The 26,980-nt window shown below is 43.4% G+C and carries 46 protein-coding genes; 41 read left to right on the top strand and 5 right to left on the bottom strand.

Annotated features, from left to right (window positions below; translation table 11 throughout):
- The first annotated feature begins 302 nt into the window (after window positions 1–302).
- The 3 genes from fni to Q0V21_RS32900 all read left to right on the top strand — a co-directional run bounded on the left by fni (window position 303) and on the right by Q0V21_RS32900 (window position 3,003).
- Window positions 303–1,370 (top strand): type 2 isopentenyl-diphosphate Delta-isomerase, encoded by a 1,068-nt coding sequence (fni, locus tag Q0V21_RS19555; protein ID WP_301880231.1) that lies wholly within the window; start codon window positions 303–305, stop codon window positions 1,368–1,370.
- Window positions 1,371–1,858: 488 nt separating this feature from the next.
- Complete coding sequence (locus Q0V21_RS32905) at window positions 1,859–2,179, top strand: transposase (protein ID WP_367620525.1); 321 nt, start codon at window positions 1,859–1,861, stop codon at window positions 2,177–2,179.
- Window positions 2,176–3,003 (top strand): IS3 family transposase, encoded by an 828-nt coding sequence (locus tag Q0V21_RS32900; protein WP_483312383.1) that lies wholly within the window; start codon window positions 2,176–2,178, stop codon window positions 3,001–3,003. The genes Q0V21_RS32905 and Q0V21_RS32900 overlap by 4 nt, the downstream gene beginning before the upstream one ends.
- Window positions 3,004–3,034: 31 nt before the next feature.
- On the opposite strand, the gene Q0V21_RS19545 is transcribed toward Q0V21_RS32900, so the two are convergent.
- Window positions 3,035–3,298, bottom strand: a complete 264-nt coding sequence (locus tag Q0V21_RS19545) for a helix-turn-helix domain-containing protein (RefSeq protein ID WP_301880634.1) — start codon at window positions 3,296–3,298, stop codon at window positions 3,035–3,037.
- A gap of 423 nt (window positions 3,299–3,721) precedes the next feature.
- Here Q0V21_RS19545 and Q0V21_RS19540 point away from each other — a divergent pair, with 423 nt between their 5' ends.
- A complete protein-coding gene (locus Q0V21_RS19540; RefSeq protein ID WP_079350312.1) occupies window positions 3,722–5,107 on the top strand; it encodes a transcriptional regulator in 1,386 nt (461 codons plus the stop codon).
- 264 nt (window positions 5,108–5,371) lie between these two features.
- On the top strand, window positions 5,372–5,545 hold the full coding sequence (locus Q0V21_RS19535) for an aspartyl-phosphate phosphatase Spo0E family protein (RefSeq protein WP_094938876.1): 174 nt from the start codon (window positions 5,372–5,374) through the stop codon (window positions 5,543–5,545).
- Window positions 5,546–5,625: 80 nt separating this feature from the next.
- On the opposite strand, the gene Q0V21_RS19530 is transcribed toward Q0V21_RS19535, so the two are convergent.
- Both Q0V21_RS19530 and Q0V21_RS32890 read right to left on the bottom strand, forming a co-directional pair.
- Window positions 5,626–6,057, bottom strand: a complete 432-nt coding sequence (locus tag Q0V21_RS19530; RefSeq protein WP_079350313.1) for a hypothetical protein — start codon at window positions 6,055–6,057, stop codon at window positions 5,626–5,628.
- Between the two features lie 274 nt (window positions 6,058–6,331).
- Window positions 6,332–6,412: a putative holin-like toxin gene (locus Q0V21_RS32890; RefSeq protein WP_367620545.1), complete on the bottom strand. Its 81-nt coding sequence runs from the start codon at window positions 6,410–6,412 to the stop codon at window positions 6,332–6,334.
- Between the two features lie 180 nt (window positions 6,413–6,592).
- Between Q0V21_RS32890 and Q0V21_RS19525 the strand changes: the two genes are divergently transcribed.
- Window positions 6,593–7,063, top strand: a complete 471-nt coding sequence (locus tag Q0V21_RS19525) for a GNAT family N-acetyltransferase (RefSeq protein ID WP_079350314.1) — start codon at window positions 6,593–6,595, stop codon at window positions 7,061–7,063.
- A gap of 242 nt (window positions 7,064–7,305) precedes the next feature.
- On the opposite strand, the gene Q0V21_RS19520 is transcribed toward Q0V21_RS19525, so the two are convergent.
- A complete protein-coding gene (locus tag Q0V21_RS19520; RefSeq protein ID WP_301880229.1) occupies window positions 7,306–8,766 on the bottom strand; it encodes a recombinase family protein in 1,461 nt (486 codons plus the stop codon).
- A 15-nt stretch (window positions 8,767–8,781) separates the two neighbouring features.
- A complete protein-coding gene (locus Q0V21_RS19515; RefSeq protein ID WP_301880228.1) occupies window positions 8,782–9,447 on the bottom strand; it encodes a LexA family protein in 666 nt (221 codons plus the stop codon).
- A gap of 140 nt (window positions 9,448–9,587) precedes the next feature.
- On the opposite strand from Q0V21_RS19515, the gene Q0V21_RS19510 reads away from it, so the two are divergent.
- The 35 genes from Q0V21_RS19510 to Q0V21_RS19335 all read left to right on the top strand — a co-directional run bounded on the left by Q0V21_RS19510 (window position 9,588) and on the right by Q0V21_RS19335 (window position 26,969).
- Complete coding sequence (locus Q0V21_RS19510; protein ID WP_301880227.1) at window positions 9,588–9,836, top strand: helix-turn-helix domain-containing protein; 249 nt, start codon at window positions 9,588–9,590, stop codon at window positions 9,834–9,836.
- A 22-nt stretch (window positions 9,837–9,858) separates the two neighbouring features.
- Window positions 9,859–10,029 (top strand): hypothetical protein, encoded by a 171-nt coding sequence (locus Q0V21_RS19505; protein WP_301880226.1) that lies wholly within the window; start codon window positions 9,859–9,861, stop codon window positions 10,027–10,029.
- A 13-nt stretch (window positions 10,030–10,042) separates the two neighbouring features.
- Window positions 10,043–10,810: an ORF6C domain-containing protein gene (locus tag Q0V21_RS19500; RefSeq protein ID WP_301880225.1), complete on the top strand. Its 768-nt coding sequence runs from the start codon at window positions 10,043–10,045 to the stop codon at window positions 10,808–10,810.
- Window positions 10,811–10,825: 15 nt separating this feature from the next.
- Entirely contained in the window at window positions 10,826–11,077 is a 252-nt protein-coding gene (locus tag Q0V21_RS19495) for a hypothetical protein (RefSeq protein WP_301880223.1), read from the top strand.
- Window positions 11,074–11,232: a hypothetical protein gene (locus Q0V21_RS19490; protein WP_180287166.1), complete on the top strand. Its 159-nt coding sequence runs from the start codon at window positions 11,074–11,076 to the stop codon at window positions 11,230–11,232. The genes Q0V21_RS19495 and Q0V21_RS19490 overlap by 4 nt, the downstream gene beginning before the upstream one ends.
- Window positions 11,229–11,651 carry a hypothetical protein gene (locus Q0V21_RS19485; RefSeq protein WP_301880218.1) on the top strand — a complete coding sequence of 141 codons (423 nt, stop codon included), beginning with the start codon at window positions 11,229–11,231 and terminating at the stop codon, window positions 11,649–11,651. The genes Q0V21_RS19490 and Q0V21_RS19485 overlap by 4 nt, the downstream gene beginning before the upstream one ends.
- A 381-nt stretch (window positions 11,652–12,032) precedes the next feature.
- Window positions 12,033–13,001, top strand: coding sequence for a DnaD domain-containing protein (locus Q0V21_RS19475; protein ID WP_301880214.1), 969 nt, complete (start codon window positions 12,033–12,035; stop codon window positions 12,999–13,001).
- A complete protein-coding gene (locus Q0V21_RS19470) occupies window positions 12,998–13,525 on the top strand; it encodes a Holliday junction resolvase RecU (protein ID WP_301880212.1) in 528 nt (175 codons plus the stop codon). Before Q0V21_RS19475 ends, Q0V21_RS19470 begins: the two co-directional genes overlap by 4 nt.
- Window positions 13,486–13,914, top strand: a complete 429-nt coding sequence (locus Q0V21_RS19465) for a hypothetical protein (RefSeq protein WP_301880648.1) — start codon at window positions 13,486–13,488, stop codon at window positions 13,912–13,914. Before Q0V21_RS19470 ends, Q0V21_RS19465 begins: the two co-directional genes overlap by 40 nt.
- On the top strand, window positions 13,911–14,327 hold the full coding sequence (locus Q0V21_RS19460; protein WP_301880209.1) for a zinc-finger domain-containing protein: 417 nt from the start codon (window positions 13,911–13,913) through the stop codon (window positions 14,325–14,327). Before Q0V21_RS19465 ends, Q0V21_RS19460 begins: the two co-directional genes overlap by 4 nt.
- On the top strand, window positions 14,324–14,797 hold the full coding sequence (locus Q0V21_RS19455) for a hypothetical protein (protein ID WP_301880208.1): 474 nt from the start codon (window positions 14,324–14,326) through the stop codon (window positions 14,795–14,797). Before Q0V21_RS19460 ends, Q0V21_RS19455 begins: the two co-directional genes overlap by 4 nt.
- A gap of 16 nt (window positions 14,798–14,813) precedes the next feature.
- Complete coding sequence (locus Q0V21_RS19450) at window positions 14,814–15,812, top strand: DNA cytosine methyltransferase (protein WP_301880207.1); 999 nt, start codon at window positions 14,814–14,816, stop codon at window positions 15,810–15,812.
- 47 nt (window positions 15,813–15,859) lie between these two features.
- On the top strand, window positions 15,860–16,171 hold the full coding sequence (locus Q0V21_RS19445) for a DUF551 domain-containing protein (RefSeq protein ID WP_301880206.1): 312 nt from the start codon (window positions 15,860–15,862) through the stop codon (window positions 16,169–16,171).
- Between the two features lie 36 nt (window positions 16,172–16,207).
- Window positions 16,208–16,492, top strand: a complete 285-nt coding sequence (locus Q0V21_RS19440) for a hypothetical protein (protein WP_301880203.1) — start codon at window positions 16,208–16,210, stop codon at window positions 16,490–16,492.
- Complete coding sequence (locus Q0V21_RS19435; protein WP_301880200.1) at window positions 16,489–16,704, top strand: hypothetical protein; 216 nt, start codon at window positions 16,489–16,491, stop codon at window positions 16,702–16,704. Before Q0V21_RS19440 ends, Q0V21_RS19435 begins: the two co-directional genes overlap by 4 nt.
- Entirely contained in the window at window positions 16,697–17,224 is a 528-nt protein-coding gene (locus Q0V21_RS19430) for a hypothetical protein (RefSeq protein WP_301880198.1), read from the top strand. The genes Q0V21_RS19435 and Q0V21_RS19430 overlap by 8 nt, the downstream gene beginning before the upstream one ends.
- Complete coding sequence (locus Q0V21_RS19425) at window positions 17,190–17,438, top strand: ASCH/PUA domain-containing protein (RefSeq protein ID WP_301880197.1); 249 nt, start codon at window positions 17,190–17,192, stop codon at window positions 17,436–17,438. Before Q0V21_RS19430 ends, Q0V21_RS19425 begins: the two co-directional genes overlap by 35 nt.
- Before the next feature lie 45 nt (window positions 17,439–17,483).
- Window positions 17,484–17,840 carry a BC1872 family protein gene (locus Q0V21_RS19420; protein WP_301880195.1) on the top strand — a complete coding sequence of 119 codons (357 nt, stop codon included), beginning with the start codon at window positions 17,484–17,486 and terminating at the stop codon, window positions 17,838–17,840.
- A gap of 26 nt (window positions 17,841–17,866) precedes the next feature.
- Window positions 17,867–18,136 carry a hypothetical protein gene (locus Q0V21_RS19415; RefSeq protein ID WP_301880194.1) on the top strand — a complete coding sequence of 90 codons (270 nt, stop codon included), beginning with the start codon at window positions 17,867–17,869 and terminating at the stop codon, window positions 18,134–18,136.
- Window positions 18,137–18,345: 209 nt separating this feature from the next.
- Window positions 18,346–18,597, top strand: a complete 252-nt coding sequence (locus Q0V21_RS19410; RefSeq protein WP_301880193.1) for a hypothetical protein — start codon at window positions 18,346–18,348, stop codon at window positions 18,595–18,597.
- Between the two features lie 113 nt (window positions 18,598–18,710).
- On the top strand, window positions 18,711–19,127 hold the full coding sequence (locus Q0V21_RS19405; protein ID WP_301880192.1) for a hypothetical protein: 417 nt from the start codon (window positions 18,711–18,713) through the stop codon (window positions 19,125–19,127).
- Window positions 19,124–19,504, top strand: coding sequence for a YopX family protein (locus tag Q0V21_RS19400; protein ID WP_301880191.1), 381 nt, complete (start codon window positions 19,124–19,126; stop codon window positions 19,502–19,504). The genes Q0V21_RS19405 and Q0V21_RS19400 overlap by 4 nt, the downstream gene beginning before the upstream one ends.
- On the top strand, window positions 19,501–19,716 hold the full coding sequence (locus Q0V21_RS19395) for a hypothetical protein (RefSeq protein WP_301880190.1): 216 nt from the start codon (window positions 19,501–19,503) through the stop codon (window positions 19,714–19,716). Before Q0V21_RS19400 ends, Q0V21_RS19395 begins: the two co-directional genes overlap by 4 nt.
- Window positions 19,713–19,952, top strand: coding sequence for a hypothetical protein (locus Q0V21_RS19390; RefSeq protein ID WP_301880189.1), 240 nt, complete (start codon window positions 19,713–19,715; stop codon window positions 19,950–19,952). The genes Q0V21_RS19395 and Q0V21_RS19390 overlap by 4 nt, the downstream gene beginning before the upstream one ends.
- Window positions 19,949–20,182, top strand: coding sequence for a hypothetical protein (locus Q0V21_RS19385; RefSeq protein ID WP_301880187.1), 234 nt, complete (start codon window positions 19,949–19,951; stop codon window positions 20,180–20,182). The genes Q0V21_RS19390 and Q0V21_RS19385 overlap by 4 nt, the downstream gene beginning before the upstream one ends.
- Entirely contained in the window at window positions 20,179–20,388 is a 210-nt protein-coding gene (locus Q0V21_RS19380; protein WP_301880186.1) for a hypothetical protein, read from the top strand. The genes Q0V21_RS19385 and Q0V21_RS19380 overlap by 4 nt, the downstream gene beginning before the upstream one ends.
- 27 nt (window positions 20,389–20,415) lie before the next feature.
- Window positions 20,416–20,781, top strand: coding sequence for a hypothetical protein (locus tag Q0V21_RS19375; RefSeq protein ID WP_301880185.1), 366 nt, complete (start codon window positions 20,416–20,418; stop codon window positions 20,779–20,781).
- 410 nt (window positions 20,782–21,191) lie between these two features.
- Window positions 21,192–21,734, top strand: coding sequence for a site-specific integrase (locus tag Q0V21_RS19370; protein WP_301880184.1), 543 nt, complete (start codon window positions 21,192–21,194; stop codon window positions 21,732–21,734).
- Window positions 21,735–21,983: 249 nt separating this feature from the next.
- Window positions 21,984–22,220: a hypothetical protein gene (locus Q0V21_RS19365; protein WP_301880183.1), complete on the top strand. Its 237-nt coding sequence runs from the start codon at window positions 21,984–21,986 to the stop codon at window positions 22,218–22,220.
- Window positions 22,198–22,533 (top strand): HNH endonuclease, encoded by a 336-nt coding sequence (locus Q0V21_RS19360; RefSeq protein WP_301880180.1) that lies wholly within the window; start codon window positions 22,198–22,200, stop codon window positions 22,531–22,533. The genes Q0V21_RS19365 and Q0V21_RS19360 overlap by 23 nt, the downstream gene beginning before the upstream one ends.
- Window positions 22,530–22,940, top strand: a complete 411-nt coding sequence (locus tag Q0V21_RS19355) for a hypothetical protein (RefSeq protein WP_301880178.1) — start codon at window positions 22,530–22,532, stop codon at window positions 22,938–22,940. The genes Q0V21_RS19360 and Q0V21_RS19355 overlap by 4 nt, the downstream gene beginning before the upstream one ends.
- Before the next feature lie 188 nt (window positions 22,941–23,128).
- Window positions 23,129–23,413, top strand: coding sequence for a hypothetical protein (locus Q0V21_RS19350; protein WP_301880633.1), 285 nt, complete (start codon window positions 23,129–23,131; stop codon window positions 23,411–23,413).
- A complete protein-coding gene (locus Q0V21_RS19345; RefSeq protein ID WP_301880177.1) occupies window positions 23,410–25,086 on the top strand; it encodes a terminase TerL endonuclease subunit in 1,677 nt (558 codons plus the stop codon). The genes Q0V21_RS19350 and Q0V21_RS19345 overlap by 4 nt, the downstream gene beginning before the upstream one ends.
- Before the next feature lie 20 nt (window positions 25,087–25,106).
- Window positions 25,107–26,249: a phage portal protein gene (locus Q0V21_RS19340; RefSeq protein ID WP_301880175.1), complete on the top strand. Its 1,143-nt coding sequence runs from the start codon at window positions 25,107–25,109 to the stop codon at window positions 26,247–26,249.
- A 3-nt stretch (window positions 26,250–26,252) separates the two neighbouring features.
- Window positions 26,253–26,969 carry a head maturation protease, ClpP-related gene (locus Q0V21_RS19335; RefSeq protein ID WP_301880173.1) on the top strand — a complete coding sequence of 239 codons (717 nt, stop codon included), beginning with the start codon at window positions 26,253–26,255 and terminating at the stop codon, window positions 26,967–26,969.
- Window positions 26,970–26,980 lie beyond the last annotated feature (11 nt).

The following is a 26,980-nucleotide window of genomic DNA, read 5'->3' as shown; positions in this document are numbered from 1 at the left end:
TTTAGCTTCCATATATCTTCATAGTAAATATAAGGTGGGCCCTCGGAATTCAAGATATTATCGGGTTTCGGGGCACCCTTTCCATAGCGGGGTCAGAACGGTATACTGGGTAGAGTTGACGCGTCGTGCATGAAAATCATTTATAATATAGATCCAATTCATATCAATTGTACGTTACATAATAAGTAAGAACTATTTCCGAGAATCTCACTGCTGCACTGGGCGAAACCCTAAACGGAACATAGCCGGAACTGGCAATTATCCTGTCCATCAGCACTATTCTCACATAAGGAGGTCTCATCATGAATGAACAAGAGCGAGCCGGCGAACGGCTGCTTCCCGAGGTGGCTACGGGAGAACGGAAGCTGGAGCATGTGCGCCTCTGTCTTGAGGAGAATGTTGCAGGAGAAGGAGTAACCAGTGGAATGGAGCGGTATGCTTTTCGTCATAACCCGTTACCTGAACTGAATTTTGACGAAGTAAGTATGGACACTTTTTTTATGGGCAAAAATGTGCGTACGCCCCTGCTCATCAGCTCGATGACGGGCGGAAGCAAAACCACGGGCGCCATCAACGAACGGCTGGCGCGTGTAGCGAACGCCAGAGGCTGGGCGCTTGGCGTAGGGTCGATCCGTGCTGCCGTGGAACAGCCCGAACTGGCGAGTACCTTCGATGTGCGGCGCTGGGCACCGGACATTCCGGTCATCGCGAACCTCGGTGCGGTGCAGCTGAATTACGGATTCAGCACTGCAGATTTCCAGCGGGCAGTGGATATTGCTGGTGCGGACATGCTCGTGCTTCATCTGAACAGTTTGCAGGAAATCTTCCAGCCTGAAGGCAATACGGATTTTAGCGGATTACTTCATCGAATCGAGGAGTTATGCCGTCAATTGGATGTGCCTGTTGGTGTGAAGGAAGTGGGCTTTGGCATCGATGGAGTGACGGCGCAGCGATTATACGAAGCAGGTGTGGCCTTTATCGATGTAGCTGGAGCAGGTGGCACCAGTTGGGTGCAAGTCGAGAAGTTCCGGAATTCCAATCCGGTACGTCGTGCGGCAGCAGAAGCTTTTGCAGACTGGGGCATTCCAACAGCGGAGTGCATTCAGGAAGTGAGAGCGCTGAACCCGGATGGTGTTCTGATTGGCAGCGGTGGACTATATAACGGTGTGGATGCAGCCAAAGCACTTGCGCTTGGTGCGGATCTGGCCGGATTCGGTCGATCTTTGCTCGAATCCGCAGTAGCTTCGGAAGAAGCGCTGGATCAACGGCTGGAACAGGTTGAGTTCGAACTGCGTACGGTTATGTTCGGGATTGGCGCAGGGCGGATCGAGGGTTTGCAGGGTACGCCACGTCTGGTGCAACGGCCTTAGATTGAGGGTTGAAATAGAGGTGCGAACCCTAAGCTCACACGATTTCCCTGGGGGATTCGCACCTCGAAGTTTGTCGTAAATGACTTTTTTTGTGCCCTTTTGGCAACACCAATGTTCGATTTAGACTGTTTTTTTATCATAAATGTAAATAAGATTTGTTGTAATTATTGGATACACGTAATAATGTCTAAATTTTACGACTTTATTACGTGTGTTTTCGCTGTCGCACTCTGTATGGAGTGCGTGGATTGAAATAACTGATGCTGTCATCACAAACTGATCATCAATGTAGTCGCACTCCGTATGGAGCGCCAATATAATTAAATTCTTAAAGCGTCATACATTTCTTATGCTCGTTTTACATAATCAGAAGTCAGAGCAGTAACACCAAAAAAACCGTCCAATGGTATTATCCCCTTTAAGTAGACACTTGAAAAAACCTTCATGTTATCATGAGGGTTCAAGTGACACTTGGAGGGGATATTTTTATGGCCAAAAAAGGACAAACATTTCAGACGTATACCGAAGAGTTTAAATTGAATGCAGTTAGATCCTATGTCGAAGGTTCTTCAAGTTACAAGGTGGTCGCTGATCGCGAAGGAATTCGAAACTGTTCACAACTGAAGGTGTGGGTAAAAAAATGGAAAAACGGGGAAGCGTTTGATGATCGAAAAAACAATGTTCCGAATCCAATGAAAGGACGTCCCCGTACTGCCTTTAGCAGTGTAGAAGAAGAACGGGATTACCTTCAAGCACAGGTGGATTATTTAAAAAAGCGGTATCCAAATCTAGTAAAGGAGAAGCGCTGAGCCAACGGGAGAACTACGATATCATAGACGAATTGCGCTGCTCGCATGGCATTACACGCCTATTATCGATTACAGGAATACCCCGTTCCAGTTACTACAAATGGCGAGCAACACAGCCGCAGCGAGACGCAAGACAAGACCGTGAGCGTGAGATCAAAGAACACATGATGGCTATTCATTTTGCAAACCGAGAGTTTGGTTATCCTCGCATGACAACGGCGTTGTGGGAGGCTGGTCTGAACGTTAATCACAAGAAAGTATGGCGAATCATGCGGGAACTATCGATACAATCGGTAATTCGTAAGAAGCGGAAGAAGTCCAGCTATACGCCATCTGTGATTTATCCGAATCGCCTGAAGCGCAAATTTCATGCCACAGCACCCCAGCAAAAAATGGTGACGGATATTACTTATATTTCAGATGGAAACACATTCGTTTACCTGTCTGTGATTCAAGACTTGTTCAACAACGAAATTGTAGCTTGGCAATTATCTAAACGGAACGATGTTCAGCTCGTATTGGATACGGTGGAACAATGGACAAAAAAAAGAGACGTTTCGGAAGCCGTGCTCCATTCGGATCAGGGCTTCCAATACACGTCTCAGGCGTACAACACACGATTAGAAGCATTCGGCGTGAAGGGCAGCCACTCTCGCAAAGCAACCTGCCTGGATAACGCATGCATCGAATCCTTCTTTTCGCATCTCAAGACAGAGAAGCTGTACCTCAACCAGTGTAATTCAGAAGTAGAGATTCGACGATTATATGTACAATTACAATTACCGACGTTTTCAAGCCAAACTCAAACAGCGCGCACCGATTGAATATCGATGCGCACTGGCAGCATAGCTTTTTTCATCTGTCTACTTGACAGGGGTAAGACCACCAAAGTAATAATGGACGGTTTTTTGGTTTCTCTTTGAAAGTAGAAGGTGAACTATATAGCCCATTCCCTGTCATTGCCCGAAGAGTGTTCACGATATTATTTAAGGTATCTAAATCAAGCCTTTTTGTTTTTCCTTCGCACAAATCATATATGAGGTTAGGTCTAACTTTTGCTTCCCTTGCTAGTGCATTTTTTGAGACGCCAGCTTCATCTAAAGTATAGCCTAATCTTATTTTATAGACATAGCAATTCCGCCTTTCACTTTAATCATAATCTAACGTTAAATGTTTCATTATGTCTTTAACTCAAGTGATTTGAACTTGCTTCGATTGTACTCGGCCCCTTTGAACAAGATCGAGAATTGTATATTTCCAAGGATGTGTCCTGAATGAACGCTATATATTTTTTTGTGAATGAAGGTAAATTATGGCTTCAGCATGTACAGAAGGTTGCACATATAGATCATTTTTATATTGATGGAGATAAATGAAATTTCCTATCACCATTGGAGCCATTCTGTACAACCATCGAAAATTGAAGATAATTATCATTATACCAAAAGTAAATTATTTACAAGTAAAATATTGATATTAAATTCAAAAATATAGTATAATTTTATTGAGCTGGCTTAACTTTTGCTTAAAGGCGGTGACCCCTTGAACTCAGTAACCACAATACGTGATTATTTAGAAGACTACTTAAAGAGCAACAATATGACTCTTAGTCGTTTTTCAGAGATATCTGGGATTAACTCTGGAACGTTGAGTGGGACGTTGAAAGGACTTCGTCCAATAGGCATGAAACAGTTGGATCAACTTACTGCGGGTATGGGTCTGTCTGAAGGTTATTTATATGAATTATACATAAATGAATTTTTGGTGCTTATAAGCCCGGATTGGCGACGACTTAGACCCTTTCTGTACCGTTGTGCGGAACTTGGCAAGATAGAGTATATGGAAAAAATTGTTGGTAAAATGATAGATAATCTATCTTACGCCTCCCTGTTGTTCGAGTTGGCCGAGCAGTTATATCATGAAGGGAAGCTGGAGGCATCAAAACCTCTATATCGCTGTGTAGCTGAAAGCGAGAAAATGCAACATTCGGAACGTTTGGCTTTAAGTCAGTATCGCCTGTTCACGATAGGGCTCTCCAATGATCAGATAAATAATCTTTCCCTAGCAACACAATTTGAGTTATTTGTAGATCGTCTTGACGAACCTTATCAGTTTGATGGATTGAACGACTTAATCAATGTATATGCTTCCTTACGTCGATGGGATAGGGTGAAGGGGTATGCTGAACAGTTACAGGTAAAAGCAATAATCCAATATGAGCTAAAGAAAACTAAAAGAGAAGTCGAAACGAAGACCAAAAAGAAGATTGTTTTTTACGTGTTATACTCTTATCTGGCACTCGCTGAGGTTTGTTATCAATATGAAGAATATGAAAAGGCGTTTCAGTATGTTTCTATGTATGCCGATTGTAGCTTGATTAAAGATCCTAGCGAAGAAGAAATGGTTGTTATTCATCAGTTTCGAGAATGGGCAGAGGGAAATTACTATCTGTTTAAAATATTGTCAGGTGAGACAGATGTAATTCAAGACTATTTAAATTACATCTCTAATAGGAAAAAAGAGGTTTTTCCTGCATTGTGTGCAATTGTGACTGCAGCGAACCGCTATGATATGAATATTGATTCAGTTCTTGAAGAGTATGAGCCTTATTTTGTTTATAAGGAACAGAGCAGCCGAATCGGAAAAATTAATGAACAGTATACGAATGATCAATATGGTATTTTGCTGGCGGGATTAGGAACGTATTATCTAACGCATATGGACTATGATAGAGGTGTTGAATTTATCCGCAGGGGTATGGAATTTGCGATTGAAAATATGAATAAAGATGGTTTGCTTGACTGTTTAGGTCTGTTTGAAGATTTTCAGTACTTTACAACTGGACGTGGGGTTAAGCCAAGTGCAGCAGCGCTTATAGAGAAGATTCAGAGACTATATAATCTGGACAAGTTAAATAAAAAAACATAAATCTAATTAAGAAGTAATCGAACTTGGAGGTTAATAAATTTTTCCTCAAACTACACCCTTTCTTGGCAATGCTCCCTCAAGCAGACTAGATCTAGGCGCCTGCTGTGAAGGGCTTTTTTTTGTGAGGGTGTCTTTTTGCCGTGTTCAGGATAATGATGCCCAATTACATTGCCACAAATATTATGACTAAAAGGTGTTGGAGTTCGCCTGATTTCCTACTAATTAGCAGAACGGACTAAAATGTTACAACAGGGAGGGGTGAATATGGATTGTGGTAAACTCAAGTTGCAGATCGAAGCTGCGAGACAAAAGCTTTATCAACTAAAGATGGACTATAATGGATATCTGCTTCATCCTCATGTTATAAAGCAGTCTATGGTCTTGGATGATCTCATTAATCAATACAATCAAGTTAAAATAAAAAAGCCGATGGGTTAATCCAATCGACTTTGGGCGAGAAACTTTGGCGGGTGCTCGCCCCTATATTTTAACATAAGTTCATGGAGCGAAGTACGCTATTACATACATTCTTCTTTTACAGTAATCTTTTCGTTGGTTACAGTTACATACGAGTTGCCAGACAAGTATTCGGTATATCCGCATGCGGTTTCGGTATAGATTTTACCACGGCTGTCCGTGAACTCCAGATAGATGGATGCTTCACCGGAAAGCCGCAACTGCGGAGCGAACTTCATTTTTTCACCGCTGGCTACACCTTTCTTTAAGGTGTGTATAGTACCCTCATTGTTTGTATTGAACGAATCAACGCCGCTGCTCACACGTGCTGTAATATTTGAAAGATCATAGTCGGACTGATTATGAATCGTGATCCTTAAATGTCTGAAGGGGTCCATCGCCTGATAACCCATAGAAATAACTAGTCCAATGAAGAGAATCACTATGGATAGGATGATTATTTTCCATTTTGAAAAGGGACGACGTGTATTCATAATTGATCTGCTCCTCTCTTTCATATAGATATAAACAGACTGAGGTTAGCAAAAGTTGTATAGAAATTTAGCTATGAACGTGGGAAGAGGGGGCCTCAATTATGGACTGCACATTAAAATGCGTGTTATAATAAGGGCAGAAGATGTATAAAATGCAAAGAGAGCCGTGATACCAACACGACTCCCCGCTGCAACAGCCGCTTTTAAGGGCGGTTCGGCTCCGGATTTAGAATGAAAGCCTAAAAATAGACCGCTTCCTTTTGCCGAGGGCGGTCTATTTCCGTTTGTTTGTAAGTATCAAGACAACAAGAGTCGCAAATGAAATCATTAGCGTCATCGCTTGGTGTACTTCCACGGGGCATCACCTCCCTTCCGAGAGGTTAGCCGAGACCGCCCATATTAGCCTTTCTGTTGCTTCAGTGATTATACCATAATCTTCTTTTTGTTGAATAGGATAACAAATGTTAGATAGGGTTGGACAGTGAAGACATCACCATAATTGTATACATATCTATTAATTTGGAGGGATATCCTGATGAAGCTAAACCCAATGAATCAAGAAGAATATGCTAATTTCCGTATTCGTTCGATTAAAGATTTTGCAGAAGAGAAAGTGGAAGCGGGTACTTGGGCTTCGGAAGAGGCGCAGGGACTTGCAGAGGCATCCTACGACAAATATTTGCCTGAAGGGCTGAATACACAGGGTGCTTACCTCTATAATTTGGTGCATGAAGTGGACGGGAATGTGGGTTATATCTGGTTTAACGTTACGGATAACCGCCGTGGCAAGGACGCGTTTTTGCTGGACATTGTGGTCGAAGATGCCTATCGGGGCAAGGGATACGGTACAGAGACGATGGAGGCACTTGAGAGGGAAGCCTTGAGTCTGGGCGTGGATCGCATTGGTCTGCATGTGTTTGGACATAATGTGCGGGCAAGCAGCCTGTATCGCAAGATGGGGTATGAGGTAACCGATCTGACGATGTATAAGGAAATCAAAGGGTAAACCTAAAAACGGATAATCTAAGCCAGACGTATGATCTACGCAAAACGAATCACCCGCAGTAACTGGGGATTTCGGGAAGCGGATGGTGCTCTGGTCGAATTGGCGAAGTTCCTTGATGCCTTGGGGTTTGTCATATATAATGTATAGGATTATCCATACCGAACAAGTAATCAATGAGGAGTTGTCATATACATGGCTTTGAAAGCTGGAATCGTGGGCCTGCCTAACGTTTCAGTAGAGATTCAATAGCCACGCCAAGCTATGCTCAACTCTTCACTATTGCTTATTGTAATGGTGTCTATCAGTTTACGTATCTCTTGCTTGGCCTTTAATCGATCTCCTGAAATAATATCCTTCAATGACTTGTTCGCTCTAACTTGTAATTCCGCTTCGTCTTTCTTCTGCTTGTCTCCTGTTGACTCACTCAATAGCTGCGTTAAAATCTCTCTTTCAGACTTCGCTTTTTCAGAAGCCAATTTTAAATCATGAGCAGAAATCAAATCCTCATTGTAAGCATCTAACTGTTTTTGCATCTTCTTATCGATTTTTTCTAGTTTAGCTTTGATTTGAGCAATGTCGTCTTTTGGGTTACTAGGTCTCGAAACTATTAGCTTAAGTTTGCCTGTGCCCTTGCTGGCTAATTCTTCGATTCTCTTCATCACCAATTCTTCTATTTCGTCACGTCTCACAAAATGATGGAAGCATGTGGCCTTTTTTAAATACCCGTCACACAGGTACTGATAATGTAAATTTTCACGATTGAGCTTTTTAGAAAAGCTTCGATTCATTTTGCCATTCATTTTTGAGCCACAATGTTTGCAGACTAACAATCCAGATAGCAAATAAGTTTCATTGCTAATATGTCTTCCAACTGTCTTGCGGCCCACAAATATAGTTTGAATTTTCTCGAAAACCTTAATATCAAGAATCGGATCGTGATGATCTTTAACTGTTATCCATTCTGAAGGGTCGCGGGTAATTGTTTTCGAATCCTTTTTGTATGTTTTGTTGTAAACAAATGAACCAACTAAAGTTTCTCTTTGAAGAAGCTCCCTCACAATTTTATCATGCCACTGATTTCCTTCTTTTGTTTTAATTCCTCGTGCGTTCAGTCGTTTGGCGATTTCACGAGGTCCTTTCCCATCAATTGCCCACTGGGCCATTTCTTTAACAATTAAAGACTCCTCTAAATTAATCACCATCTGCTTGTCAATAACACTATATCCAAAACAAGGTCTGGAAACGACTCTCTTTGAATTATTTACTATTGATGTCATATTATCACGCACACGTTCAGAAATACGCTCTCTTTCAAATTCAGCTACCATACCAAGCATTTGCAAGACTAACCTGCCAGCAGGGGTTGAGGTATCAAAACCCTCAGTGGCGGAAACGTAGTTATAACTGTATTTATTGAAATATTCATTTAAGTTAAGGATATCAACTAGTTTACGTGACAATCGATCTAATTTAGTCGTTATGACTATGCCGGGACCAGGCTCGGTTTTTACCCTTTGAAGCATTTCGGTTAGATGCGGACGGTTTAAGTTTTTAGCACTATATCCGTCTTCAATAAAGAAAATAGGATCATCCCAGCCCATAGCTCGACAATATGCAGACATTCGTTCTTTTTGCTCGGTCAGAGAGTTTCCTTTATCGGCTTGTTCATCTGTACTCACTCTTAGATAGGCAAAGACTTTCAAATGAAAAAACCTCCTCTATGCTAATTCCTTAACAGGCTTGAAATGCCCCATATAAACACCACAAACTTTAAATTCACCTGGGCTTAATTCCATCGTCGAATAATTCTTGTTTTCTGGATGTAATTGCATCAACGGTGACCCTTCTGTCCATTTTAGTCTTTTGAGCGTGCCATCTTCCTGATCGTTTATAATTGCTGCAACAATTTGACCATTAAAATCTGCCCATGATGCAGAACGCATGTATACAATATCGCCGTCTTCTATCCCAACTTCACACATGCTATCCCCTTTGACGCGAAGTGCAAAATCAGGTTGAGATTTATTCATAAACGGATATTGAACATAGTTCTCAATATTTTGTTGAGCTAAAAGCCCTTCACCTGCACATATAGTCCCAATGAGTGGCACTCCATCAGGGATGTAACCTCCGTTATCTACAGTAGTGAGAGAACCTGAAATATCTTTCGCTTGTACACCAAGCGCCTCAGCTACAGTTTGGATAATGCTAGGTGTCATCAATGTTTTGGCGTTTATGTAATCGGATATTGCACTGGTTGAGAGTCCCGTAAGGTCACTGAGTTGCTTTTGATTCTTTTTCTTTTTTATAAGTATTGATTTTAAATTCGCTGCGATTTCGCGCATTATCTCACGTTCCACTTCAGTTATTCGCTTTCTAGACACATTCATTCTCCTTTGTGAGCGGATTTATATCCGTATTATACGGATTTTATTATATGTTGTAAACAAAAGAATCCGGTTTTTCCGGTTGACAGTCCGGGAATCTCGGATTAAACTGTAAACACAGGAGGTGAAGACACCCGATGCCATTCAAGATCACGTTACGTGCAGCACGTGTCAACAGTGGAATGACAATGCAGGCCGTAGCCAATGCCATCAACAAAAACGTTGATACAATAAGCAAATATGAGTTGGATTCATCAAATATACCTCATGATCTTATGGTTGCGTTGCTGGAATTGTATAATGTGCCTTTTATGCATATTTTTTTCGGTAAAGAATCCGAGTTTCTCGGCCGTCGCAGGCGTAAGAATGATGAATCCGTCTCTTGAAAATCCGAAAGGAGGTGTAACCATGAAGACAGCTTCGAAGTTAAGGATCGTTTCTGAGTCAGTTTTGGGAGAAAACGGCGAGAAGTTGACCGTATCTCCCGAAGTACTACCTTCGTTAACTAATAACTGCAAACTTGCGATCACATCTTTGGCAACAGGGCAAGAATTCAAACTAATCCAAGGCACTGCGTAAAGGAGGAATCGCCATGCAATTATCAAACGTCATCGTTCCTTTGGAACAAAAAATGGTTGAGTTTAACGGGTCAGAGATTTTGGGAGTAAAAGCGTCTGATGGGAAAGTATACGTCGGAGCCCGCTGGGTTTGTGACGGGATTGGTTTGAGGGAAGGACAAAGAAACAATCAGTTAAGTAAGATACAGTCTGACCTTGTATTAAAACAGGGGGTACGAAAATTCATACTCCCAACTAATAGTGGAGACCAGGAGGTCACTGTTGTAGAAATTGATTTCCTTCCGTTATGGATAGCCAAAATCAGCCCAAACACTGTGGAGGGTGAAGTTCAAGGGAATCTAATTAACTACCAATTAAAAGCAAAGGATGTACTCGCAGCAGCCTTTCTACCTCCAACCTTTAATTTAGATTCACTGAGTCCTGAAATGAAAGCCGCTTTTCTTCTCGATGTAAAGGTCCAGAAGTTGGACACCAGAATAGAACATTTGGAGAACAACACAACAATTGATCACGGACAACTGTTAACGCTTCAAACGGCTGCCAACAAAGTTGTTACTGACTTACTTGGCGGAAGAGATACAGGAGCCTATCAAAACAATGGCTTGCGGAGCAGAGTTTACAAAGCACTCTGGAGGGATTACAAAGGTTACTTCAACATTAACTCCTATCACAACACACTCATAAAGAGCTTTGACAGAGCTTTGGAACACATTGAATCTTGGAAGCTCCCTGGTCAGCTACAACGCGAAATTGAAGAAAGCAATCGCCAGATGGCATTTTAAGAAAGGGTGAACAGGATGAACGAAGTGATAACAGAAAACACCGTTTCGTGGATTTTCCCCGGAGCGGTATCGCTCCAATCGTTACAACATTATCGCAAGACGTTGGAAAAAGATTTCTCCAATGCCGAGTATGATTATCCTGAAATTTACGGCATGCAAGCGAATACCATCATGAAGATGGATTGGCCGAACGAAAACAAATTTCAATACATTCAGGTCTTGGATGATGTGTATACAGAATTTATGGATAAGGCGGGACGCTTATGACAGATCAACGATTGCAGGAGCGTATTGAGATTCGTCAACGGATTATTGAGTTGGAACGGATGAAGGCGAAAGCACAGCCTGGTACGGGAGATTGGTTCGATGAAGACATTGAATACTTGAATTTCACATTATGGCTCCGGGAGGGACAAGCATGAACCAGAATACAAAGGATCGCCAACGTCGGGCTTTGAGAGCGCAAATGCTTCAGGCACGCACTAATATGCTTAAAACGGATGATGTTGAAAAGCTGGCGGACTATCGGTTGAAAATACTTCGGCTTGAAAAGCTATTAAAGCGAGTAGAAAGTCCTGTTGATGATCGGGAGTATACAACTCAAGGCATGACAGTAGGCCATTGCATGAATTGTGAGGTTTCAATATCACGGTATAGCATTTTGAAAGTGGAGGATAACGGATCAATGTTTTGTAGCGATGGATGCCGGGTGCATTATGACGAGCTTTGTGGGCATAAAAAAGCGGCTGCGTCTCGCGAACGCAACCGCCATTCAAACCACTTTTTCAATTCAATTAATGTAATTTTACCAAATACTCAGCGGCAAATCAAGTTGGGTTAAGGGAGGCGCAGTACATGACAGATTTCAGGCCATACCCTAAATCACAACAGGTAAAGAGTAAACGGGTAAAGCCGACACAGCGGCAAAAGGGAGATATAAGCCATCCAGTAGATGTCCTACTGAAAGAACGTTCTCAGGGAGTGTGTGAAGCGTGTGGTAAGGCTCGAGCAATTGATCGTGCTCATCTTACTGGACGTACTCATATTGACCACAGAACGCAAGTTTATGACTTGGCGCACCTTTGCAAAGAGTGCCACAAGATGTTCGACGGAACTGTCGAAGGCATTAGAATGCGGCGTCTATTGACGAATATAATCAATCACGCCTTGGAACTTCCGGGAAATTCCCGGAACTCCAAGGATACGAACGGAAGTGTTTTTGATGGCTGAACGAAGAATGCTTTCAAAAATTATATCGGTTAGCGAAAAAGTAAATAAGCTACCGGACATTTTTGATATGTTGCTTTTTACTTGGATGATTCCGCATGCAGATGACTTTGGTCGACTCGCTGGCTCACCATTTAAAGTGAAGAATTTGGTTGTACCAAGTATCAGGAGAATAGAAGAGGCTGATATTGAGGTTTCACTCGGACATTTGCAGGCGGCAGGCCTGATCTACTGGTATACAGCCGACAAAGACAAGGTGGTCCAAATAGTGAATTTCGAGGAACATCAGCAGGGTTTGCACAAGAGAACCAAGTCGAAATTCCCTGATCCACCTATCAATGATTCCGAGGCATTCCCGGAAGTTCCCGGAAAGTCTGAGGAAGTCCCTAAAATTCCCTCTGAACTGAATAGAACTGAACTGAATGGAACTGAACTGAATGGAACTGAAGAGAACAGAACCGAAGGGAATGGAAAAGAACAACAACATATAGCGAAAATCCTTCCTGATGATCCACTCTTCAGACCTCTTGGAACCGAAATAGATAGTAGTAGTTGTAGTAAACCTGATATTAATCTTTTTGATATTTTTGAAAGAGAAGGATTCGGGACAATTAGCCCGTTTACTTCTGACAAGATTCAAACATTGGAAAAAGATTATGGAGCACGATGGGTGCAAGAAGCTATGAAAATAGCGGCATTGAATGGGAAAAGAAAGCTTGTATACGTCGATGGTATCTTAATTAACTGGAAAGCTGATGGAATAGATGAACCGTGGACTAAAGAAGCTCCACCAGGCAACGGCGGGAACAAGTCGAAGGGTCGCAACGGTAAGCCGATCATAGATGTGGTTCAGCCTGAAACTGATCCTGACAAATCTGAATTATCAGATGAAGAATATGAACAAATGATGCGGTTTGCACAACAAATGCAAGCAAGTAAACAACAACAGGAGGTGCCACATTGACACTCCAAGGAAATAGAGGCATGGGATTTGAAGCAATCATAACTTTCTCTAATGAACGATATGACAAATTAGGACTGGCCGTAGTAAACAAACGGCCTACTCCGGTCAAAGTGGTAAAGGTCGCCGGAAGCACAGTCATTGAAGGGTATTACGAAGAACCATCAACGGTTGACTATGACGGGATTATCAAAACGGGTCGAGGAATTGCTTTTGAGGCAAAGTCGATAGCGAGCCTGGACCGGTTCCAACTCAAGAACCTTAAAGACCATCAAGTAGAGTATTTGTTGAAAGCTCACAAGATGAACGGAATATCATTCTTGCTGGTGGAGTTCCGTAAGCAGCATAAGACATATTTACTGCCGTATACGGTCCTCCGGTTCTTCTGGGATGCTTACAAACGGAAACAGGGTTCCAGTATTCACATCTCGGACTTCGACATTCACGCCTACGAGGTTCCAGACAAGAGGGTACCCGTAGATTACCTTTGGGCAGTAGAACGTCACTGGCAGGCGTCTGGGTCATGATTATCGCCTGTTATGTATGTTCGTCGGATATGAAGGAGATACAGACGGATTTGTTCCGCTGCCCATTCTGTGGATTCGAGGCAAAGCAAATGTCCATATCGCAGGAAATTACTCAGGCTGATATTGAAGCAGCTGCCAAGAACGATATAAGCAAGTGGCAACTGATAGAACGGGTGAAACGGTATAACTGGGCGATTGAAGAAGCGGTGACGGATCCGGTACGAAAACATGAAAAGCATGGGAAATGGCCGGAGATAGCCAAGGCGAATGGCATACCAAAGGCGACCTACTATGCCAGATATAAGAACGGCTGGGATCATGAAAGAGCTGCAACCGAGAAGGTTGATAAAAAGAAAACGCCATATAGCAAGAGGGGTGTTACGACATGAGAAAAGAATCGGGCTGGTTGAGAGTAAAGGAAACGGCAAAAATCAACGGGATATCTTACAGCACTTATGTATATCGCATCTACAGCGGTCAAACACCTGAAGAAGCTGCATCGATCCAGACCAAGGAAATAGAGAGAAAACCAAAAACAATCCCTCCAGTACGTGAGGAGTACAAGTATAATGTCCCGGTTCCTAAAACCAGGGTAGAAGCATTGCAGCAAATAGACAAAATCATTGGGTCCGAATGTGATCCGTGTGAAATCAGAATTGCAATGACTCTTCGTAACAAAAATAACTCATCACCGCTGGAGAAAATTTGTAACGTCCAATGTCCTGTCGGGAAGCAGATACAGGATCTGAGTGAATATCTGCAAGTAGCTCCTAGAAAATCAGTCAAGGGGGGATGGACATGAATTACGAACATCGCGTTATTACTCCAAGGCAGTATGAAGTTGCGGCAGCGAATGGAATCCGAAACCGAGTTTTAGAGGATAGAGTCAGAAAACTTGGATGGTCCATGAAAGATGCAATCAGTAAGCGGCCAGGGAAAAATGTTAAACACGGAGATTGGCCGGATCGCGCGGAAGCGAATGGAGTCACCCGAGGCAGTTATTACAGACGAACCAGTCAAGGATGGTCACCCGAAAAAGCAGCTACGACTCCACTCAGGAATATGGTGGATAAACACGGGAAGCCAAAGCCGACATGGGAAGATGTGAAAGAACGTGCTGCGCGTAACAACGTGTCATACAGCACATTTATGCAAAGGTTGTCTGAAGGGGAGACGCCAGAAGAGGCGGTAACCAGACCGCCATTAACTCGCCGGGAGAACATGAAACGTCAGTTGGAAACAGGTCAAATTAAATACGGAGTTAGGGGATAGGGAGGGGATAGGCAACATGATAAAGATCCTCGAACTGTTTGGAGGCATTGGGGCGCCGCGTAAGGCGCTGATCAATCTTGGGATCGAGCATAAAGCGATTGACTATGTGGAGATTGATGAAAAGGCCGTACGCAGCTACAACGCGATGTATGACCGATTGCATAAGCCACAGTCTGTGGTCGGTTGGAACCTGCGGCCGGACATCCTGGTGCACGGTAGCCCATGCCAAGACTTTTCAAGGTCAGGTAAAAGATTAGGCGGTAAGGATGAGGACAAAACACGGTCATCGTTAATGTGGGAGACGCTACGAATAATCGGAAACATGGGTGAGTGGATGCCGAAAGTGGTTATCTGGGAAAACGTGAAAGGCGTACTGGACAAAGACATGATCAACAGCTTCAACAAGTATCTGCATCGGATGAACGAGCTCGGTTATGTCAACAGTTTTGAGGTTCTGAACGCTATGGACTTCGGCATACCTCAAGGCAGAGATCGGGTCTTCACTATCAGCATAATGGACGGTGCGCCTTTTGACTTTGGACGGCTGAAGAAAAGAGCCATGAGGCACATTAACGAATTTTTAGAACCAAACGTGACCGGAGAACAGTACCAGGTAAATATCCCGTCCATGTTAAGCCGGATCGAAGAATTCAATCCTGCAGTACGCGGAAAATATCGGCCATTGGATGTCATTGAGGATAGATGCTGGACCATATCCACAAGGCAAGACCGTTGCCCAAATGCAGGCATTATCAAGCAGGACAACGGGACATACAGATATCTGACAGAGCGCGAGTGCTGGAGGCTCATGGGCTTCTCTGATGAGGACTTTGACCAAGCGGCGGCCGAGTTCCCTTCTACTGCAGGAAAGCGAAATGCCACACTGTATAAGCTTGCCGGAAACTCAATTGTTGTGCAGGTGCTTGAAGCAATATTTGAGGCAGTATTGATACCAAGCGAGAAAGAAAGTCACTTTAACTCTACAACTGACGGACAGCTTCAGCTGATCATATAGCACCACATATCACAGAGGCCATAGGCCCACCAAAGGAGAGATAACACATGGCATGGATCAGTGTGAATGATAAATTACCAGAAACTTGTCAGAGAGTAATAGCCAGATTTGAAACGACTTACAAGGACAAACAAATTCCTCATGTAACTATTGCTGATTACATTGCTCCGCGCAGCGTACTGGAATCTGATTACATGGACGAAGACTTTGCTGGCGAAGGTGACTATGACGAAGAAAAGGATTGCTTCTGGACAGTATCTGGATGGTACGAGAGTAGCTATGAAGCGGATGTAAACTGGCGTTTAAGCCATGAAGTCACACATTGGATGCCACTACCGAGCATGAATATAGAGGTCTGAGGTCTCCGGGCCTCTTTCCCAGGGAGGGATATACAGATGATCAGGACAATTGAGACGGTTGGAAGATTCGTCATTCAGGACAGGAAGACGGGGCAGTATCTGCAGTACGATGGCACGGAGCAGGATCACCCGTATAACGATGTTGATACCACGGACGAAGCAACGGTATGGCAGACGCTTGAACACGTTTCATACGTGCTCTGGTGGTTTGTGGACATGGGTGGAGATTATCGGATCGTCAATCTTGGCACAAAGCAGAAATATGTGAAAGACAAAAAGCGCGGAATAGCGCATGTGTTGAGAGAGGAAGAACAGTCATGAGTGATGCAGATAAAGGATTGCATAACAAATATATGGTGATCAACCGTGAGACGGGTGAAGAGGCAGAAGGTGATTATTTTATTCTCAAGCCCGGAACGGACAGGGCGGCGCGTATGGCCCTCCTCGAATATGCCGCTAATACGGAAAACACGTTACTGGCAGTAGATTTATACGTTTGGGTCAAAAGATTGGAGGAACAAGGACATGAGTAAGCAGGAAGAAATCAAACAAGCGTTGGCGGCAGCTACCGTTACACCTGATTCGTGGATGGTATGGGACAAAGAAGAAGGATTGGTTTGCATTGATGAATATAGCGAGGCATTGAAGCAGTACGAGGAACAGCTTGAAGCGACAAAGGAGTTAGTGTCGTCCTATGGCGTAGAAGATGGAGAACGCGTGGTGTTGTCTAGGATTGAGAAACAAGCTTACATCACTCTTTATTCAATCGACGAACACTCTGATTTAGTTGCTGAATGGACTGAGTATGAACGGAAAAACACCGAAAATACAGAGTTGGAGAGGCTCCGCAAGAAGCTTCAAGAGGTACACACGTATCGCAAGAGCATGGTTAAGTTGATGAAAGATGTGACGGACATCCTTTCTATGAGCAACCCAGCTTCTCAGGATGTAGCACTGGAGCGCATCTATAGATGGTTGGAAGAGAATAAGCCGGTGGGTCAGGAAGGAGAGGGGAACCATGAACAGGAGGCATTACCTAAAAATATTACCTGAATACTTTCACGCAGTTATACAAGGTTCCAAACCATTTGAGGTTCGTAAGAACGATCGTGATTATCAGGTGGGTGATTTGCTAGAGCTGGAAGAATGGACGCCAGAGACGCAGTATACAGGCAATAGGACGTCCGTTGGAGTCACCTATATATTGAATGACCCTGAGTATGTAAAGCCCGGATACGTGATTATGGGCTTGGATTTAGCGCCATAAAATGCGGGGCCTGTGGGCCTCTCCCTACTAAGGAGGATATAACACATGACACAAACAACGACAGCGTTGACCCGGGAGCAAGCGTTGGCACTCAAGTCCGGAAATAATCTGGATCTGGTTGTAGCCATTGAAGTGATGGGACATGAACCGGGTGAATTCCGAGATGATTGGATCAAACTGGGGCCGAAATTTGAAGGTTGCCCGAAAAGATACAGCTCGGACATGTCCAAAGCATGGGAAGTAGAAAAGAAGATCAAGGAACTGAGGTTGCAGGCTAAATATTGTGAAGCATTAAAACGGGTTGTGATTGGCACGGGCGAGTATGTTGGAATGTTCGATTTCATCCATGCAACACCAGCACAACGTTGTAAGGCAGCTCTATTGGCTGTACTGGACCTATAAACCAAAACCAAAGGAGATAGATTACTATGAGATATTTCGAATTCAACGGCCCTTACTGGGCACTGATTAAAGCGGAGACAGAAGATCAAGCGATTGAAAAGTATAACGAGATCGTAGCAGATTACGATGAGGAAAAAGACGATGAAATCAAAGAAGTGGATCGTGATTATGCACTTGTGATTCATGCGAGAACTGAATCTGACGATGGCGGACCTGTAAGAAGTGTAACTGAAACACTTGAGGATTTTAATAAGCCAGAAGCAGAAATTTTAGCGATAACAAGCGAGCTTTGCTAGGTACTGGACATATAGGAGGGATAGACGTGCCAAACAACTTTTTAATATAGCTAGAAAATGAAATTCAACGTGCTAAAAATGAACGGAGAGAAGCACTTGAGAAACGCCACATGCAACAGACGCTTATCTCAGACGGGACTATCGAAGGATTAGAAGCAGCTAAGGGATTAGCAGAAAAACTCCTGTTAGACGGAAAGGGTTGATCACTCATGGCTGGCGGCGTTCTGTTCGGGACGTGTCAACGTTGCAATGAGTTTGTCTGGGAAGACGAAAATTGGGATTTTGTCGGTGAAGGAATGATCGAACACACTCGCTGCCAGGCAGAAGGAATCAAGACAATCAAAGTTACGGGCATTGTACTTGCGAAGGTTGTTAAGAACGGAGTTATGACGCTTGTAATGGATGTCGGAGAAGAAGAGGACGTTGAGGAATTGGCCGAAGGCGACCAATCGACTGAATAAACTTAACGAAGTGGAGGCCGTATCAAGATATTTTGGTCGGTCTCCCCAAATAGGAGGATATACAACCTCTACGTCATATACATTGAACAAACCATTAAACGGAGGTAGTAACCATGAGTGAAAAATTAGCAAATTACATCAATAGCATTTCTCCAGCAGCAAGCCAGTTTGTTAAAGATAAACTGGAGGACATCGAATTCAAAGATCAGTTTCGTGAGCCTGAACGTGAAGATATCGCTTGGTTGGATGTGGCCCGCCTGTTGCAAAGCATGCCAACACATGAATTGGCAGCGATCATCAAGTCACAGGCGGTAGAAGTGAGTTTCACGGACGATGAGCTCCGAGAAATATCAAGAGCCTTATTCAAGAATGTTGCAAACATTGAACGGGCGATTGAGTCCAAAAAAATAACTGAAGAAGATAGATCAGATATAAAAGAGTGGAAAAAGCACAACGATAGTGCGCAAACCAAAATCGAAAATCACTTCGGGTATGCTGTGTTGGCTCCCAAGGAAGGAGCGGAACAATGAGCCTGTATGAATTTGGAGCGAGAGCATGGGATACCGAAACTAAAGAGATGTCATACGAATTCTTAGATCGGAACTGGTTGAAGGTATGCATATGGTCACCGTACATGGTGTTGATGCTTAAATCCGGGGTGAAAGACAGCAAAGGTAAGGATTACTACGATGGCGACATCGTTAAAGTAAACAAGCTGAATTTTGAGAGCAGCGGTCCGTTGCCCGAAATTCTGGTCGTGAGGTTATACGGAGGCATGTTCCAGTTATTCAGAGGAAAGGAACCTTTAATGGGCCTTCATTTGGGGTATATAGCAGACGGAGAAGTGATCGGAAATATCTACGAAAACCCTGAATTATTGGGTGGGGAAGGAGCGGATACAGAATGATAGAGTGGCGTAAATACGATCCAACAGACCGAAGCATACCAAGTCATGTACCACACTTGGTTTATGACAAGCATAGAGGTGCAACGATTGCGGAACGTTCTAAAAGCTTCTTTCCAGGTCAGCATTACGATTGGATCGGAATAGGCAGTCATTTGCTCAAAGATGTAACGCACTGGTCGCCCATCAATAAGCCCGGGGAGGAAGAAGCATGAGAAAATTCGGGTTAACTTATGACGATGCGGTAGATATCCAATCAAGCTTAATCTTAGGGCTTAAACTACAACGGAAATTTCATGACGCTAACAGCCATCATATGTCCTCCGCAGAAAAGAATACCGCAAAAATAGAATCCAAACGTGCCATGAAGAAAATCGCATTCCTCAACAGGTTCACCAATGCAAAGACAAAAGCGGAGATTCGGGAGATTGGGAAGTTGGTGGTGGAATGAACAACCGTGTAGCACTTCACATGAACGAATTGGAAGGTGCAGCTACTTCAGACCTGATTGATTTGATTGGGGAGAAAGACCAAGCGTTACAGGCCATTACTGAAGTTAACTGGCAGCTTACGTTTGAACGGGATCAAATTCAGCGTGAAGCTGCTTATTATAAAGCAAGATGTATTGAATACCAGATGGCTGAAAAACGGCGACAGCAAGCGGGTGGTGGAATCAAATGACCCAACAACTCGAAGCCAACACGTATTGGGAATGGACAGAAAAAGCAGTTGAGGAAAATAAGTTCCAAAGTATTGCGGCGGGAACACCTGTTTGGGATAATTATAAGAAGAAAGCACCAAAACGTTGGCTGGATGAAGGATTGATTCGCGAAGCAGGTAAGGAAATCTTACCTGAAGGACAAGCTGCATTTGATTTTGATTCATAGGGAAAGGGGCCATATATGGGGGCTGCGGTGTACCAAATGGAATTTTACGAGAGTGTAACAGAGACGGATAAGTTGATTGTTAGGTCCATGCTGCGTAGGTATCCGAAAATGAAGCTCACAGTGGATCTGTTGAGTGGTAAGGAAAGAAACGAGCGTCAGCAGGCTTTATATATAGATTGGAAGACGAAAGTGGAAGAAATCGAACTGGCTGTAAATTTGATCATGGATAAAGAAGTGAAAGAACTCATTGAATATCGTTTCATTAAAGGGCACCCGCGAAAAGCGGCTGTAGTGAAGTTCCGTCTTATTACCGACAGATCAGTTGATAGATGGATTGACGAAGGAATTGAGTCCATAGCAAGCACACTGAAACTCATGGGACCTATCTCATGAAAAACGTGTCTGTATCCTGTCTGCATTACGTCTGTTAACTGTCTGTACCACGTCTGTTCCATGTCCGCTTTGCGTCTGTATTTCAGTTATACACTAGGCACATAAGAAGGGAATTGCTTCCTTCCGGTGTGCCTAGTTCCGTTATCCCTAGGCGACTCGGCCGTGCTGTGGGATTATTCCTTAGCGATACCCTGATGGGTTAACTGCGATGGTATGGTGTGAGGTGGGGTTAGATGCCCTGAAGTCGCTCCGTCCGGGCGGCATATAAATACGGACTACTTTATGGCCTTTCAGGAAACGGTGGGTTCGAGTCCCAACAAGGCCGGATAAAATTTTCTTCATATTCTTTTGGAGTCATTCGGAGGGTTACCGGATGGCTCTTTTCTTTTTCAACAAGGAGGTGTTGGCTGGTGAACGAAGTGCAACCTATCCGAGATCCAGCCAAGATCGAGGAGATAAAGGAATACTTGGGCGCTAAAAGTAAGAGGAACCGCATGATGTTCGTTGTTGGAATAAACACCGGTTACCGAATACAAGATATGCTTCCGCTTCGTAAGCGGGATGTCATAGGCGAGCACATCACATTAATTGAAATGAAGACCGGCAAAAAGAAAATGCTGCAGATCAACCCAGTACTCAAGCGCGAGCTTAAACGATATACAGCAGATATGAATGACGATGACTTTTTGTTTAAATCAAGACAAGGTAAGAACAAGCCGATCAAGCGAGACATGGCCTACAAGATATTGCGAGAGGCAGCTGAACATTTCGGAATGAAGGATATCGCCTGCCATTCCATGAGAAAGACATTCGGGTACATGATGTATCAGAAGACGAAGGATATCACGCTCATTCGTAAGCTGCTTAACCATTCATCCGATGCCAACGCATTCAGATACATTGGAATGGATCAGGACATGATGGATGCTGCTATGAATCGATTCGGCCTATGAGTTATTCATAATGCCGAACTTGTATAACTCAAAATTAATAAGCATCATAAACCCTTGATTTTATTGGGGAAAGCGCAACGCGAACAGTTATACAAAATAATAAGATATGAATAACTCGATATTTATGCAGAAATCAATGCAATGTGACAGTAAATATAACGAAACAGGTGTGATAAACCCTTATTTTAAAAGGGTTATTTGTGCGTTAAATGGACTGAATATTTATACAAAAACAGAAACGGAGGAAGAATGATGGCTAAAGTCGATAGCATCAAGGTTGAAATCAACGTAGACACTCGTGAACTGGATGAAGCTATAGCTAAGGCAGAGCGCCTTAACACCTTACTTGAAAGAGGTAAGGAACTGCGAGATGAGGAACATCATGAAGATGAAGCTACAGCAAAGGAAAAGCTTCTCAATGCCTTACTTGAAATAGCCAAGGAACTACGAGGCGAGGAACAACATGAACCTGTACAAAACGATTGAACAGAAGCGGAAGTTCTACGATAGCGGTGAATGGAAGCGGCTGAGGGCAGAGGTTAAGCAGCGTGACAACCACGAGTGCCAGCCATGCAAACGAAATGGATTGGTCAGCATCGACACAAACGAATACAGCGAGTCGGCTCGCCGCAAGAAGATTCAGTTGGTTGTCCATCACATCAAGGAACTTGAGGATCATCCAGACCTTGCGCTTGATATAGACAACCTAGAAACAGTTTGTGTTGACTGCCACAACAAGGAGCATGACCGGGTGTTCGAACGGAACGTGAACAAGTGGGAAGGAGATGAGCGCTGGTGAACAATGAACATTGCATTAAGTGCGGCGTCAGGATAAATGAGAAACGCGGACCGAATGACAAACCGTCAGCTAGAATTGTTTGTGACAATTGCTGCAGTAAGGCTCCTTGCTCACAGTGCAACAAAGCCTTGGATGTTATTGGAGTAAGGACTGATGGACTGGAACTGCTTTGTGATGCGTGTAAGAGTTCTGTTCCGTTGTTGGTCATAGAAGTGAAGGATCTAAACAGCGTCCCAATTGTGAGACACAATGGTGTAGCAATCAATGGGATGGTCGTAATCGAGTATTTATATGGAACCAAGACACACGAGGTTGGCAAACATGAGTACACGATTGAACATATGATCAATCAAGGCAAAGACAAAGTTCCTTTGATTAGAAAATTGAAAGAAAAAATATTCGGATAACACCCCCCCGGGTCAAAAGGTTTGGCGATTCCCTGGGGCCCGGGCACCGGAGGTGGGGTGTTCTGTCGGGTTTTTTGGGTGAAATTATAATTCTTGCATATTGGTCATAAATGGAAAATTAATAAAAGGGGGTGATTTTGTTGACTGATGCAGCCGAAAAGTTAAGAAGACAAATTGAACTGGATCTCATGAGGCAATTAAGAGCGAACGGGACACCGCCTTCTTATCACAAAGATTTGATTCAAGATTATTTATCTCTTTGGGATTTGAAAAACGAACTGATTGAAGATATTGAAACCATCGGAATTCAGATCAATGGCATGCACGGCAAGAAATCTAACCCTTCCATTGCCGACCTACACAAAACCAATGATCGTATGATTAAAATACTGGACGCCTTAAATCTGAATGTGCCAAAGCCGGAGAAAACAGGGGCAGGTAAAAAGGGCGGGACGAAAAGTGATTTGACATGATTCGGCAAAAGTATGTAGACGACTATATTCGGTTATTCCGTTCTGGAAAAGTTAAGTTCAACAAAGAACGAGAACAGCTAATTGAATACCTGGAGCGGGATGTTCTTTCCCGAGATGACTTGTATTTCGATGACGAAATGATTGAGGACTGCATTCGGTTCGCTGCGAAGTGGTATTTTCCTTTGCAACCGTTCCAGAAGTTCTTAGTTGCTTTCGTCTTTTTGTTTTTCCAAGAGTCGGATAGGGTGTTTTATCGGAAGTTCCTATGGATGATGGGGAGGGGCGGAGGCAAAAACGGACTCATTACTGTGATATGCCACTTTCTAATCAGTGATCTTCACGGAATTATGGAATACAACATATCCGTTATTGCTAACTCCGAAGAACAAGCTAAAACCTCCGTAGAGGAATCGGCCAAAACGATCAAGAGGGAATCAATGCTGCAGAAGCATTTTAAGGCTACAGCAACACAAGTTCTGGCAAAGGGCACGGATAGCATTTTTAAATTCAGAACGTCTAACGGAAACACGAAAGACGGTCTTCGAGACGGTGCGGTTGTATTTGACGAGATCCACTATTTCGAAGACAACTCGGACGTCCGGGTGCACATATCTGGTTTAGGTAAGAAGAAAAATCCACGAGAGTTCTACATCGGGACGGACGGTTATGTCCGTGACGGGTTCTTGGACAAATTCAAAGATAAAGCCAAGAAGGTTCTGAGTGGTGAGGCCAGAGTAAACTCAGTCTTCCCATTCCTCTGCAAACTGAACGATGAAAAAGAGGTTGATAGACCGGAGTTGTGGGAGTTAGCAAACCCAATGCTGAGCGAGCCGAGGAATGAGTACTCTCAGGGTCTTTATGACACTATCTATGAAGAATATGAAGACCTAGCGGACGATCCTTCAAACCGTGAAGAGTTCATGACCAAACGCATGAATCTACCAGTTACTGACCTGGAACGATCTGTAGCGAAATGGGAAGAGATTGCTGCAACAGATCAACCATTACCGGATCTGGAAGGCAAGGAAGCCATCGGGTGCATCGACTTTGCACAAATTCGAGATTTTGCATCTGTTGGTTTAGTTTTCAAACATGATGGAAAGGTGCCGTTTATCACGCACTCATTCACAAGAAAAGAATTTGTCGATAAGTATTACGGATACTCCATGAAACGAGTGGATAGCAAAGAGAAGTTTGCTCCGATAAAAGAATGGGAGTCCAAAGGGTTACTCACTGTTTTGAACGAGGAAATGATCAACCTGGAACATATCGTGAATTGGTTCGTCACAATGAGGATGAAATACAGCATCAAGAAAGTCATTGGTGATAACTACCGCATGGAAATGCTGAAACCTCTGCTTGAGGCTGTCGGCTTCGAGGTTGAGGTAATTCGTAGGCCGGAAGCAATTCACGGCCTCTTAGCGCCGCGTGTAGAGATGTATTTCGCCAAGGGTATGTTCATATGGGGTGACAACCCGTTGATGCGCTGGTACACAAATAACGTGCTTGTGACGATCAAAAAAGATGGTAACAAGATATACGGCAAGAAAGAACCGATCCGGAGGAAAACAGACGGTTTCCAAGCTCTTGTTTGCGGTTTGTATCGCTTTGAAGAACTGAGCGAGGAAGGTATTGATGATGCTTTGGATGCACTGGAGGCCTTGAACTTCTAGGAGAGGGGGTGTAAGAAGGAATGGGATTTCTGGATGGTGTGTTCAAACGTAACAGCGAGCTGGAAACCTTGTTTGATTTTGATATTTTATACGAATCCTCCAATCGGTCATATCTAAAAAGGATTGCGCTTGAGACATGCATTAACTTCATAGCCAGGACCATAAGCATGAGTGAGTTCAGGATTATGAAGAACGACAAGCGAATTATGGATGATTGGGATTATCTACTCAATGTACGTCCAAATACAGACCAATCCGCAGCAGATTTTTGGCAACAGTTCACGTACAGGCTTATCTATGAAAATGAGATACTTGTCATTTTGTCTGATAATGATGATCTTTTGATAGCGGACAGCTTTTCAAGAGAAGAGTACGCAGTTTATCCAGATGTATTCAAGGACGTTACGGTAAAAGATTACACATTCAAACGAACATTTAGGATGGATGAAGTCATCTACCTGACGTATAACAACGAGAAGCTAACCAAATTCATGGAAGGCATTTTTAAAGACTACACAGATTTGTTTGGACGAATGTTGGAAACTCAGAAAATGAGCAACCAAATTCGAGGAACTGTTGGTGTAGAAGCAAATCAATCACTTGACGAAAAAACTAGGAATCGGCTTCAAGAGTTTATCGATAAGCTATTTACTGCATTCAAAACAAATGTTGTGGCTCTTGTCCCGAAGTTAAAAGGGTTTGAGTACACAGAGGTCAACGACGGTTCTAATAACGGTAAATCGGTAGAAGAATTGGCGAAATTAAAACGAGATTTGACTGATGATGTAGCTAATATTCTTGGTGTTCCAAACTCATTGGTTCACGGTGATATGGCTGACTATGAAACGGCTATCAAGGCATATATCAGGTTCTGTACAAATCCTCTCAGTAAGAAGATCAGGGATGAAGTGAATGCCAAACTGGTGACCAAGAAAGAGTACCTGGGCGGGAAAAGAATTAATGTACACGGAATTGCAGACATGAATCCGCTTGAACTTGCAGAAGCGATTGACAAACTGCGTGCGAGTGGAACTTACAACGGAAATGAGATTAGAAAAATGGTCGGAGGCGAGCCGGTGGACAATCCAGCGTTGGATGAGTATGTGTTGACTAAAAATTATCAATCTGCGTCGGCTTCTAAAGATCGGGAAGGGGGTGACTAAAAAGTGAAGCATAAGATCAAAGGCGATATTTCAAGCTGGAATTCGAGCGTGTGGGATTTCAACTACATGATGAGAAGCATTGGGGAAGACGAAGAAATTGACCTGGATATTAACTCATACGGCGGGGACGTATTTGTCGGGATTGATTTGATGAACACGTTGCGAGCTCACAAAGGCAAAGTGACAGTTACTGTTACGGGTATTGCTGCAAGCGCGGCTGGTCTTATATGTATGGGTGCAGACGTAGTAAGGATGTATTCGAACACTCAATTCATGCTGCACCATGCATGGACAGTGGTTGCGGGTAACGCCAAGAAGCTGCGTAAAATTGCGGATGACTTGGACAGCATCGGTGAATCGGTTTTAGCTTCATACACCCATAGGTTGGATGAGAGTACAGCGAAGAAATTGTTGGACGAGGAAACGTACTTGTCCGCAAGCAAAGCTCTTAAATTGGGTCTAGCTGATGAAATTGTGGATGGGAAAGCGGAAGAAGTTGAATCCGGGATTTTCAAAGATCAGGCCGAGAAATTCAACAACAAAATCACACAAATCACAAACGTTGGCAACGCAGAGCCTGGAGCGGATAACGAACAAGTTAACGCCTTGAAAGCTCAATTGAGCACTTTGCAAACTGAATTCGAAGATTTTAAAAACAAGCAGCAAGGACCATTGCATGATCCTGGGAAACCGTCAGGAAATCGCAGGGTTCTTTTTTAATTTGAATGATG

This window comes from Paenibacillus sp. 11B (assembly GCF_030487755.1).
Lineage (GTDB): Bacteria > Bacillota > Bacilli > Paenibacillales > Paenibacillaceae > Paenibacillus > Paenibacillus vandeheii.
Note: the sequence above shows the minus strand (reverse complement) of the source record. Positions and strands in the feature narration are given on the sequence as shown.